This is a genomic window from Rhodococcus sp. FG69, assembly GCF_057808915.1.
Genome location: NZ_JBMDIX010000055.1, coordinates 16,359 through 27,936 on the forward strand (window position 1 = coordinate 16,359; position 11,578 = coordinate 27,936).

General features: G+C 63.5%; 10 protein-coding genes. 2 read left to right on the plus strand and 8 right to left on the minus strand.

What is annotated here, in order from left to right; translation table 11 throughout:
- The 7 genes from ACODSO_RS27260 to infC form a co-directional block, all read right to left on the minus strand.
- Positions 1 to 555 carry a hypothetical protein gene (locus ACODSO_RS27260; protein WP_489039811.1) on the minus strand — a complete coding sequence of 185 codons (555 nt, stop codon included), beginning with the start codon at positions 553 to 555 and terminating at the stop codon, positions 1 to 3.
- A gap of 84 nt (positions 556 to 639) precedes the next feature.
- Positions 640 to 3,126 (minus strand): phenylalanine--tRNA ligase subunit beta, encoded by a 2,487-nt coding sequence (gene pheT / locus ACODSO_RS27265; RefSeq protein WP_489039812.1) that lies wholly within the window; start codon positions 3,124 to 3,126, stop codon positions 640 to 642.
- Positions 3,127 to 3,191: 65 nt separating this feature from the next.
- Complete coding sequence (pheS, locus tag ACODSO_RS27270; protein ID WP_489039813.1) at positions 3,192 to 4,262, minus strand: phenylalanine--tRNA ligase subunit alpha; 1,071 nt, start codon at positions 4,260 to 4,262, stop codon at positions 3,192 to 3,194.
- A 103-nt stretch (positions 4,263 to 4,365) separates the two neighbouring features.
- Complete coding sequence (locus ACODSO_RS27275; RefSeq protein ID WP_489039814.1) at positions 4,366 to 5,172, minus strand: TrmH family RNA methyltransferase; 807 nt, start codon at positions 5,170 to 5,172, stop codon at positions 4,366 to 4,368.
- A gap of 38 nt (positions 5,173 to 5,210) precedes the next feature.
- The gene (gene rplT, locus ACODSO_RS27280) at positions 5,211 to 5,600 is read right to left on the minus strand and encodes a 50S ribosomal protein L20 (protein WP_068376203.1); all 390 of its coding nucleotides are present in this window, start codon (positions 5,598 to 5,600) and stop codon (positions 5,211 to 5,213) included.
- Between the two features lie 90 nt (positions 5,601 to 5,690).
- Positions 5,691 to 5,885, minus strand: a complete 195-nt coding sequence (gene rpmI, locus ACODSO_RS27285) for a 50S ribosomal protein L35 (RefSeq protein ID WP_008715923.1) — start codon at positions 5,883 to 5,885, stop codon at positions 5,691 to 5,693.
- A gap of 96 nt (positions 5,886 to 5,981) precedes the next feature.
- Complete coding sequence (gene infC / locus ACODSO_RS27290) at positions 5,982 to 6,710, minus strand: translation initiation factor IF-3 (protein WP_231912574.1); 729 nt, start codon at positions 6,708 to 6,710, stop codon at positions 5,982 to 5,984.
- A 361-nt stretch (positions 6,711 to 7,071) separates the two neighbouring features.
- On the opposite strand from infC, the gene ACODSO_RS27295 reads away from it, so the two are divergent.
- On the plus strand, positions 7,072 to 7,425 hold the full coding sequence (locus ACODSO_RS27295) for a DUF1844 domain-containing protein (RefSeq protein ID WP_068376209.1): 354 nt from the start codon (positions 7,072 to 7,074) through the stop codon (positions 7,423 to 7,425).
- Positions 7,426 to 7,635: 210 nt separating this feature from the next.
- Here the strand turns inward: ACODSO_RS27295 and uvrA are convergent, their stop codons facing one another.
- Positions 7,636 to 10,560 (minus strand): excinuclease ABC subunit UvrA, encoded by a 2,925-nt coding sequence (gene uvrA / locus ACODSO_RS27300; RefSeq protein ID WP_489039815.1) that lies wholly within the window; start codon positions 10,558 to 10,560, stop codon positions 7,636 to 7,638.
- A 249-nt stretch (positions 10,561 to 10,809) separates the two neighbouring features.
- On the opposite strand from uvrA, the gene ACODSO_RS27305 reads away from it, so the two are divergent.
- Positions 10,810 to 11,499: an MBL fold metallo-hydrolase gene (locus ACODSO_RS27305; RefSeq protein WP_489039816.1), complete on the plus strand. Its 690-nt coding sequence runs from the start codon at positions 10,810 to 10,812 to the stop codon at positions 11,497 to 11,499.
- The last annotated feature ends 79 nt before the right edge of the window (positions 11,500 to 11,578 follow it).

An 11,578-nucleotide genomic window follows, 5' to 3' on the forward strand; every position in this document is an offset into this window, starting at 1 on the left:
TCAGCGGTCTTTCATCGACCGTCTGATCTCGTCGAGCTTCTTGCGGCCGGCAGCCTCTCGCTCGTTCCACTGATCGTCGAGCGTACGGCCAGCGGGCGTCTCGTGGTCGAGTTCCTCGCGACCGAGCGCGGTCGTGGTGCGATTCTCGACTTTGCTGCGGACGCTGTCCCACGTCGGGACGCCCTGATCGGTGAAACCCGTCGGCGACTCGTAGTTGGACAGGCCCGAGCTGACTCCCCCACCGATCGCCTGATCGATAGTGCTGTCGCCGACGAGTTCCGCATCGAGAATCCCCAGCGACGGGTCGCCCGGTGTTCCGTGCAGAGGGGGATCGCCGAGCGGCTGATCGATTCGGGGCCGCGTCGTCTGCGGAATATCGACGTCCGGGATGTCACCCGGCGGTACCACCTCAGGATCTACTGTCGTTCCTGCCGTGTCGATGTCGGCCAGCAGCGCCGCAGCCGCAGCGTGAACCGGCGCGAGCGCCGGGCGCCCACTCACCGCTACGAGTACCTCGCGCAGTACCGCAACATCGGTTCGATCGTCCGTAGTCATACTTCCTCCCGAGATGTGGAAAGCGTCTTTCGATCCAGGCTACGGACTTTGACTGGGTACTCGGGTTACGGACTCGGAATGCACTCAGCTGCGAAGTCGGGCACCAACCGCAGCCTGCGCAGCAGCCACGGCAGCATCTCGCGCCTCGGTGGCCTGCGCTTCGGTCAGCGTTCCTTCGCTGCCGCGGAATACCAGTGCGAACGCCAGCGATTTTCTGTTCTCGCCCACCTGGTCACCCTCGAAGACATCGAACAATCTGATGCTCTCGAGGAGATCGCCGGCTCCCGACTTCAGCGCTGCCTCCACATCTGCGGCAGGGACCGATGCGTCGACGACGACGGCGACATCCTGCAGCACCGCAGGAAACGGCGACACGATCGGCGCAGGAAGAGCTTCGACGATCGGCAATGCGTCGAGATTGATCTCCACGGCGCACGTGCGAGCAGGCAACTCGGCCCGCTCGAGGACAGCAGGATGCAGCTCGCCCGCATGTCCGACGACGACGCCGTCGACGAGGATCTCCGCACATCGACCCGGATGCCAGGGCAGGTACTGCGCGGCGCGGAACTCGATATCCACACCCGCGGCCGAGGCGACAGTGCGCGCAGCGGCGAAAGCATCGGATGCGTCGCCGACGCGGCCCGGCCCCCAGGGACCCGAGGGATCGCGATAACCGGTCAGCACAGCGCCGACGTACACCGGCTGATGCGGAAGCGACCCGCGCAGATGCTCGATCTGCTCGTCGCTCGGACGCGTATGCACGGCGATCGCATCGACCGCGACGGTGTGATCACCGGGACGAACGACCTGCGCGATACCGAACAGCGACAGATCGCGTTGCCCACGGCTGACGTTGCGGGCCAGTATCTCGAGGAGGCCGGGCAGAATCGTGGTCGCCAGGTCCGGGCGGTCGGCCTCGAGTGGATTGAGTACCGACGCCGTGCGACGTCTGACATCGTCGGCGGGCAGACCCCAGGTGTCGAACACACCCGTGGGCAGGAACACCGTCGGAAGTACCTCCACATAGCCGGCGAATGCCAACGACTTGCCGACGGCTCGTTTCCGCTTCTGCGTGGCGGTAAGGCCTCGCCCTGCCGGTGCCGCAGGCAGAATCGACGGGATCTGCTCGAGCCCTTCGAGCCGAAGCACTTCCTCGACGAGATCGGCGGGCTGCTGCAGATCCGGACGCCATGTCGGCGGTGTCACGACCAGTTCGCCGTGGCCCGATTCGTTGACGTCGACCTCGACCTCACAGCCGATCTGGGTGAGCCTGTGCGAAGACGTGCCGTTCGGGTACGAAACACCGGCGACGCGATCCGGCAGGTCGAGACTCATGCGGACCGGCGGGAAAGACTGCTGTCCGCCAATGTCGGTGAGCAGAGGTTCGATGCGTCCGCCCGCGATCTCGACCAACAGCTGAGCTGCACGGTCCAACGCGGCAACGGGCAACGCCGAGTCGACGGTGCGTTCGAAACGCTTGCTCGCCTCGCTCGATAGCTTGTGCCTGCGGCCCGTGCGGAACACAGCGAGCGGATCGAACGTCGCAGCTTCGAGGATCACCTCGACCGTGCTGTCGTCGACCTCCGTGGATGCACCACCCATGACGCCTGCCAAGGAGATCGCACCCGAATCGTCGGCGATCACGACGTCCTCGGCATCGAGGGTGCGTTCCACGTCGTCGAGGGTCTTCAGCTTCTCCCCCGCAGTGGCCCGGCGAACGACGATGCCGCCGGTCAGCTTGGCTGCGTCGAATGCGTGCAGTGGCTGCCCGAGCTCGTACAGCACGTAGTTGGTGACGTCCACAGCAGCCGAGATGGGCCTGATTCCGGCGAGCAGGAGTCGGCGTTGCAGCCACCACGGGGTCACCGCGGTGGGGTCGATCCCGCTGACCTTGCGCAACGCGAAGCGCGTGACGTTCGCGTCCGGTGCAACAGAGGTCGGCCAGGTGTCGCCCTCGTTGTTCTGCACCGGTCCCGCTGCTGGATCTGCGAACTCCAGATCGAAGCTGCTCGCCAGCTCACGAGCGAGTCCACGAACCGAGAACGCGTATCCGCGATCCGGGGTGACATTCAGTTCGATGACCGAGTCATCGAGCCCGAGAACAACTTTGGCGTCCTCACCCGGCTGAGCTGTGCCGTCGGGCAACACCAGGATTCCGGAGTGATCGCGACCGAGCCCGAGTTCGAGCGTCGAGCAGATCATGCCGTTCGAGGTCTTGCCGTACGTCTCGCGCGCGGCAATCGCGAACCCGCCGGGCAGTACGCTACCGGGAAGCGCCGCCACGATCAGGTCGCCCTCGGCGAAATTTCGTGCACCACAGACGATTTCCTGGGGTTCGTCGGCACCGACGTCCACCAAGCAGAACCTGATCGGTTTCTTGAACTCGGTGAGCTCGGTGATCGTCGTGACGCGGCCGACCACCAGTGGGCCTGTGACGTTGTCGAGCGAGTCCAGCTCTTCGACCTCGAAACCGACACGTACGAAGCCTTCGTCGAGCTCCTCGGGTGTCACCTTCCACTGCGGCGCAGTGCGCTGCAGAACCTCGGTCAGCCAGGATTGTGGAACTCGCACGTCTGCTCAGCTCTTTCTAGAGATGGTAGGAAGATTCGTCTGGTCGAAACGCAAGGCTGCGCGGATCAGGCGCCGACACCGAAGGGCAACGTGAAGCGAATGTCGCCCTCGACGATGTCACGCATGTCCGGAATGTCGTTGCGGAACTGCAGCGTTCGCTCGAGGCCCATACCGAAGGCGAAGCCCGAGTACACCTCGGGATCGATACCACTGGCCTGCAGTACCTTCGGGTTGACCATGCCGCAGCCGCCCCACTCGACCCACCCCGGCCCACCCTTCTTCTTGGGGAACCACACGTCGACCTCGGCCGAGGGCTCGGTGAACGGAAAGTAGTTGGGTCGCATACGTGTGCGGGTTTCCTCGCCGAACAGGGCACGAGCGAACGCATCGAGGGTTCCTCGAAGATTCGCCATCGTCAGACCCTTGTCGATCGCGAGACCTTCGACCTGGTGGAAGACCGGGGTGTGCGTCGTATCGAGTTCGTCGGTGCGGAACGTGCGCCCCGGGCACACAACGTAGATGGGAACCTCACGCGACAGCATGGACCGAACCTGCACCGGAGAGGTGTGTGTCCGCAGCACTTGTCGTGATCCCTCGGGAGCGATGTGGAACGTGTCCTGCATGGTGCGGGCAGGGTGGTCGGGAAGGAAGTTCAGAGCGTCGAAGTTGAAGTGCTCGGTCTCGACCTCGGGACCTTCCTCGACTTCCCAACCCATGGCTACGAACACGTCGGCAACTTGATCGGCGATGATCGTGATGGGGTGCCGTGCCCCGACCGGACGGCGATCCGACGGCAATGTCACGTCGATCGTCTCGGCGACGAGAATTGCTGCGTCGCGCTCGGCCAGCAGCACTTCCCGTCGAGCATCGAACGCCTTCTGCACGCGGTCACGCGCACCCTTGACGCGCTTGCCCGCGTCGGCCTTCTGATCACCAGGAATTGATCCGAGAGCTCGTTGAGCCAGTGCCAGAGGAGCTCGATTGCCGATGTGCTCGATCTTGACCTTCGTCAGGTCGTCGAGGTCGTGTGCCTCGGCGAATGCCTTCTCGGCCCCGTCGGCGGCAGCATCGAGCGCAGCAGGCTCGAGTACGTTCGGATCGACCGGCTGGGCGTAGTCGGCTTCTTTCTTCGCCACGTGAAGTGCAACTCCTTGGTCGTTCGTGTCACCGTTGGTTCGGGTGTCACCGATGGTTCGGGCGTCGCTTGACGACACTCGCGATCCTAGGCGACGTGCAAAATCAATTTCTGCTGGACCTGCGCTGAGCGCGCGCGCTCGAATACAGGCAGATTGCAGCGGCGGTGGCGAGATTCAAGCTCTCTGCGCGACCGTGAATCGGGATCCTGACGCGGTGATCCGCCGCCGCAGCGACTGCAGGGGACAAGCCGTGTGCTTCGTTGCCGAACAACCACGCGGTCGGACCACTCAACAGATCGTCGGCGTCGTCGAGGTCCACTTCCCCGTCGGCGGCCGTTGCGAGGATCGTCACACCTGCACGTCGTAGCGCATCGAGTCCCGACTCCACCGACCTTTCCCGAGCTATCGGGAGGTGGAAGATGCTGCCGGCCGACGCCCGCACACATTTCCCGTTGTGCGGATCTACAGCGTCGCCGAGCAGGACGACAGCGTCCGCTCCGACAGCATCTGCGACTCGGATGACCGTTCCGGCATTACCCGGTTCGGATACCTCGACGGGAACCGCGACGAGCTGTGGAGCCGCGCCGAGAGCTCTCTCCAAAGCCACGTCGATGGTTCGACAGACAGCGATGATGCCTGGCGGAGTGACGGTGTCGGACAGCCCCTTGGCTGCCCGTTCCGTGATGGCGTGAGAACGGACTCCCGAGGTCCGGGCCAGGTCGAGGACGGCGCCGTTTCGTTCGGCCGAGTCCTCGCGAAAGAAGAGCTCGTGCACGACGCCTGCGTGCAGCGCCTCGGACACCGAATTGGACCCCTCGGCGAGGAACAGCCCGGTCTTCCGACGCTCGGCTGCCCTAAGCAGCTTGACAGCCGAAACGACCCGTGGGGTTCGCTCGGTGAGCGTGTCCACGGGCCGTTTCGGATCGAGATCGTCGTGCGTCAGCTTGCTCAGGCTGCTTCTCCGGCAGGAGCGTTGACGTCGGCAGGCAACGCAGCCTTGGCGATTGCCACCAGGCCGGCGAATGCCGCTGCGTCCGACACAGCGAGCTCGGCGAGGATCTTGCGGTCGACCTCGACGCCTGCCGCCTTCAGACCCTGGACGAAGCGGTTGTAGGTGATGTCGTTGGCCCGAGCCGCAGCGTTGATACGCGTGATCCACAGCTTGCGGAAGTCACCCTTGCGAGCCTTGCGGTCGCGGTATGCGTAGGTGAGCGAGTGGAGCTGCTGCTCCTTGGCCTTGGTGTACAGACGTGAGCGCTGTCCGCGGTAGCCCTTGGACGCTTCGAGTATCGAACGGCGCTTCTTCTGGGCGTTGACCGCCCTTTTTACGCGTGCCACTGGTAAATCCTGTCGATCTGGGGGCTAAGTAGTAAACCCCGAATGGTTTGGGATGGCGCCGACGAAGTTTCGCCGACTACGAAGTCCAGATCAGATGCCGAGCAGGCGCTTGATCCGCGGCACGTCGGCCTTCTTGACGACTGCGACGCCGTCGAGACGACGGGTCACCTTGGTGGGCTTGTGCTCCAGCAGGTGGCGACGGCCGGCCTTCTGGCGCAGGATCTTGCCGCTGCCGGACACCTTGAATCGCTTCTTGGCGCCACTGTGGGTCTTCTGCTTGGGCATGGAGTCCTCAGTTCTGTGTTGCTCTTCGGTCTTGCTCGGCACAATCGAAAGTCGATGTGCACCGACCTTCGATTGTCTTACTGATCGTTCAAGCTTCTAGCTGCTCGGCGGCGTTGCGGCCGCCGGTGCAGCATCCCCGGTAGCCGGAGCCGGCGCTGCGTCCGGAGTCGGAGCTACCGCGCGCTGTGCGGGCGGTGCTGCTGCGCTTTCCTGCGCCTTGACGCGAGTCTTCGCACCCTTGTGGGGAGCGAGGACCATCGTCATGTTGCGGCCATCCTGCTTCGCAGAAGTTTCCACGAAGCCGAGATCGGCAACATCGGCACCCAGTCGTTGCAGCAGACGGAAGCCGAGTTCCGGGCGAGACTGCTCTCGTCCGCGGAACATGATGGTGACCTTGACCTTCGACCCTGCCTCGAGGAAGCGGATGACGTTACGCTTCTTCGTCTCGTAGTCGTGGGCGTCGATCTTCGGGCGGAGCTTCTGCTCCTTGATCACGGTGAGAGTCTGGTTCTTGCGCGATTCGCGCGCTTTCTGCGCTGCCTCGTACTTGAACTTCCCGTAGTCCATGATCTTGCAGACCGGCGGACGTGCGTCGGGAGCCACTTCTACGAGATCGAGATCGGCTTCGAGAGCCAAGCGGAGTGCATCTTCAACACGCACGATGCCCACCTGTTCACCGCCCGGTCCAACTAGACGAACCTCGGGAACACGGATGCGATCGTTGATGCGAGTCTCAGTGCTGATGGGGCCTCCTAGGTAGTGCGGTGTGGGGTCGAGCCGACCGCCTGTCTCTGGCACAGCCCGCCTGCCCGAGTCCTTCGACATCGTCGCCGTGGGACACTGTCCCATTCAACGCAAAAACCCTGCTCCAGCATTCCGCTGGTGCAGGGCCCGATGTCGACCGATCGATCTACAGCCGCAATGGCTATAGGTCTCCTCTTTCGAGGAAGCTCGACGAAGATTCATCCCAATGGACGGATTCTCTCCGAGCGACCGGACCGGTAGTAGCTGTAACACTTCGTACCGGTGGGAGTCGGGCTCCACTTGCTGCCTCCGCGCGAGCCCCATTCACAAGGAGAGGGCACGTCGAAGACGGTCGTTGAGTGACAGTACCAGCCGATCAGGCGTTACCGCGAATCGACGCTGGTGCGCGCTCGGCATGTTCGGCCGTGACATCCTCGTAGGTATGACGAGCACCCCTGAATCAGGCGCCGAACCGGACGTCCGCGCACTCGCCGACGTGCCGGCTGTCGAAGTGATCAGCCGCGCAGCCGTGATGTTGATGAGTTCGGCCGCCGAGAAGCTCGGCCTGTCCGAGGCAGACCCCACCACCAGCCCACACCTCGATCTCGACGAAGCCCGACGCGTCATCACCGCCCTCGCCGGACTCGTCACCGCGTCCGTCGAGTACCTCGGACCGCACGCAGGCCCGATCCGCGACGGTCTACAGGCGTTGCAGAAGGCGTTCCGGGAGAACTCCGCGTACCCCGACGAGCCCGGTAAGGGTCCGGGAGAGAAGTACACCGGCCCGGTCTACTGACACCGCGCGTTGGAAGGTGCGCGCGAAATTGCCAGATGCGCGGCTGATTGCTAGCAATTTAGCGCGCGCCTGACCATTCGATGCGCATCTGTGGCATCAACACGTACCACCGTGGAAACGCCCGCCCGATCCGCGAGGATCAGGCGGGCGTTTCGGTGTGCTGACACTGGCAACCAGGGTTCTGGCCCGTCACACAGCGTTCCAACAAAGTCACACAGCGGCGGCCTTGCGCGGACGACGCTTCTTCACCGGTGCCTTCTTAGGCTCGGCGACGACGTCCCGCGTCAGCGCTTCCTGCAGGAATTTTCCGGTGTAGCTCTCCGGCACAGCGGCGACGGACTCCGGATCGCCCTGCGCGACAACCATTCCACCGCCGGAGCCACCTTCCGGTCCCATGTCGATGATCCAGTCGGACACCTTGATGACATCGAGGTTGTGTTCGATGACGATGACCGTGTTGCCCTTGTCCACGAGACCGTTGACCACGCCGAGCAACTTGCGGATGTCCTCGAAGTGCAGACCCGTGGTGGGCTCGTCCAGGATGTACACGGTCCGCCCGGTCGAACGCTTCTGCAGCTCGGACGCCAGCTTCACGCGCTGAGCCTCACCGCCGGACAGCGTCGTCGCCGGCTGACCCAGTCGGACGTACCCGAGGCCGACCTCGACCAGCGTCTTGAGGTAACGGTGTATCGAGGTGATGGGCTCGAAGAAGTCCGCCGCCTCTTCGATCGGCATATCGAGAACCTGTGCGATGGTCTTGCCCTTGTAGTGCACTTCCAGCGTCTCGCGGTTGTATCGCGCACCCTCGCACACCTCACACGGGACGTACACGTCAGGCAGGAAGTTCATCTCGATCTTGAGCGTTCCATCGCCCGAGCACGCCTCACACCGGCCGCCCTTGACGTTGAAGGAGAATCGACCTGGCTGGTAGCCGCGGACCTTTGCCTCGGTCGTGGCAGCGAACAACGTCCGGATCTTGTCGAACACACCGGTGTAGGTTGCGGCATTCGACCGTGGTGTGCGTCCGATCGGTGACTGGTCGACGCGCACCAACTTGTCCAGCTGATCGAGCCCGTTGATCCGCGTGTGTCGGCCCGGCACCTGACGTGCACCGTTGAGCTTGTTCGCCATCACAGTCGCGAGAATGTCGTTGACCAGTGTCGACTTGCCGGAGCCGGACACGCCCGTCACCGAGGTGAGCACCCCGAGCGGGAAGCTCACGTCGATCCCCCGCAAGTTGTGTTCGCGTGCGCCGACCACGGTGACCTGTCGCTTCTTGTCCACGACCCGGCGGAAGTCCGGGAGCGGAATTGCCAGCCGACCGGACAAGTACGCACCGGTCAACGATTCCTCGTTGGTGAGCAAGTCTTCGTAGGAACCGCTGTGTACGACGCGTCCGCCGTGCTCGCCTGCCATCGGTCCGATGTCCACGACCCAGTCCGACGTGCGGATGGTGTCTTCGTCGTGCTCGACGACGATCAAAGTGTTGCCCAGATCGCGCAGCCGCGTCAGTGTGTCGATGAGACGGCGGTTGTCCCGCTGATGAAGACCGATCGACGGTTCGTCGAGAACGTACAGAACGCCCACGAGACCCGATCCGATCTGAGTCGCCAAGCGAATTCGCTGCGCCTCGCCACCGGACAGCGAGCCTGCCGCACGCGAGAGCGACAGATATTCGAGACCGACGTCCAGGAGGAATCCGAGTCGAGCTTGCACCTCGCGGAGCACCTGACCTGCGATGGCCTCCTCCTTTTGGCCCAGCGTCAGACTGTTGAGGAAGTCCGCGGTGTCCGAAATGGAGAGTCGACACACGTCGGCGATGGACTTTGCGCCGAAGCCACCCGCCTCGATGGTGACGGACAAGATTTCCGGACGCAGTCGGTCGCCGCCGCACGTCGGGCACGGAACGTCGCGCATGTAGCCGTCGTACCGCTCCTTCATCTGTTCCGACTCGGTCTGCTCGAGCCTGCGATGCAGGAACGGCATGACACCTTCGAATTCCGCGTAGTACGAGCGGGTCCGGCCGTATCGGTTCTTGTACTTGACGTGAACCTGATGCTCGCTGCCCTCGAGGACCGCCCGCTTGACCTTTGCGGGAAGTTTGCTCCACGGCGCGTCGAGGTCGAATCCCATGGCGTCGGCGAGGCCGGACAGGAGACGACCGAAGTACTCGGAGGTCTGACCCATCGACCACGGTGCAATTGCTCCATCGGCGAGGGAAAGATCCGGGTCGGGCACGACCAGGTCCGGATCGACCTCCTTGCGTACACCGAGCCCGAGGCACTCCGAACATGCGCCGTACGGGGAGTTGAACGAGAACGAACGAGGTTCGAGATCATCGATCGACAACGCGTGTGCGTTGGGACATGCAAGCTTTTCCGAGAACCGACGCTCGCGGTCCGGCGCGTTCTCCTCACGATCGACGAAATCGAGTACGACGATGCCGTCGGCGAGACGCAGGGCAGTTTCGACCGAGTCGGTGAGGCGTTGCTTGGAGCTGGACTTGACGGTGAGTCGATCGACCACGACCTCGATGTCGTGCTTTTCCTGCTTCTTCAGCTTGGGAGGATCGCTCAGCTGGTGGACGACGCCGTCTACTCGAATTCGCGAGTAACCCTGTGTGTTGAGCGACTCGAACAGGTCGACGAATTCGCCCTTACGGGTCCGCACGACCGGAGCGAGCACCTGGAACTTGATGCCCTCCTCCATAGCGAGGACCTGGTCGACGATCTGCTGAGGAGTCTGCTTGGCTATCCGCTCTCCACAGACAGGACAGTGAGCCGTTCCTGCTCGTGCGAACAGCAGGCGCAGGTAGTCGTAGACCTCGGTGATGGTGCCGACCGTCGAACGCGGATTGCGGTTGGTCGACTTCTGGTCGATCGAGACCGCCGGGGACAAACCCTCGATGAAGTCGACGTCGGGCTTGTCCATCTGCCCGAGGAATTGACGTGCGTATGCGGACAGGGATTCGACGTATCGACGCTGTCCCTCCGCGAAGATCGTGTCGAAGGCCAATGACGACTTGCCCGAACCCGACAGTCCGGTGAAGACCACGAGGCTGTTGCGTGGAAGGTCGATGTCGACTCCCCGCAGGTTGTGCTCACGCGCACCTCGCACGATCAGGCGATCCGCCACAGTGTTCCCTTCTTTTCGGACCAGTCGGACATCGGTGGTTACCACCGACCGGTCCGATCGAACCGAAGCTTGTTCGATGCACATAGTTTCGATGCACACACGATGTCGATGCAGGCGCAAGAGTGAACCTCACGCAGTAGCAATGCTAGGCCGACCCACCGACAGGTTTCCCCACGCGACTTCACGACCACCCGCTACTCGCCAGGGCCGAACAGGCACACGACCCGCACCGACGGTAGCCTCCTCGAAATGGACGAGCACCTCATGGTCATCGACGACCAGTACACCGGCGAGGTATCGCAGGGATCGGCTCCGCAGCGGCGAACCATCTCCGGCGCGACCATCATCAAGATGTCGGTCGGCCCGATGGACAACAATGCCTACCTGATCGTTTGTTCCGCCACCGGGCAATCTCTCCTGATCGACGCGGCCAACGAGGCGGAACGCCTGTCGCAGTTGATAGACGAGAACGCCCCGACGCTGACTCTCATCGTGACGACTCACCAGCATGCCGACCACTGGCAGGCCCTGGCGGACATCGCTGGCGGCACGGCATCACCGACGGCTGCACACAGCCTCGACGCCGAGCCTCTGCCCGTCGCGCCCGACCGTTTGCTCGACGACGAGGAGACGGTGTCGGTGGGTGAACTCACACTGACGACGATTCACCTCCGAGGACACACACCCGGGTCGATTGCGCTGGCACTCACCGACAGTGAGTCGGGCGTCACGCACCTCTTCACCGGCGACTCACTGTTTCCCGGTGGCGTCGGAAAGACGTCGGGACCCGAGGAATTCACCCAGCTCCTCGACGACGTGTCAACGAAGCTGTTCGGCGTATACGGGGACGACACCGTCGTGTATCCGGGCCATGGCAAGGACACGACCCTCGGCGCCGAACGCCCCCACCTCGACGAATGGCGCGCACGCGGTTGGTGAATCGCACGCAGGCTTGAAACGCGGAACGGCCGGGTATGGCTACGGTGGAACGGTGCGCGGGGCCCGTCATCGGTGATGG

Coding starts and splice junctions, on each gene's coding strand:
- infC (WP_231912574.1), bottom strand. CDS start 6,710: ATGTCGAAGGACTCGGGCAGGCGGGCTGTGCCAGAGACAGGCGGTCGG.
- ACODSO_RS27295 (WP_068376209.1), top strand. CDS start 7,072: ATGACGAGCACCCCTGAATCAGGCGCCGAACCGGACGTCCGCGCACTC.
- ACODSO_RS27260 (WP_489039811.1), bottom strand. CDS start 555: ATGACTACGGACGATCGAACCGATGTTGCGGTACTGCGCGAGGTACTC.
- rpmI (WP_008715923.1), bottom strand. CDS start 5,885: ATGCCCAAGCAGAAGACCCACAGTGGCGCCAAGAAGCGATTCAAGGTG.
- ACODSO_RS27305 (WP_489039816.1), top strand. CDS start 10,810: ATGGACGAGCACCTCATGGTCATCGACGACCAGTACACCGGCGAGGTA.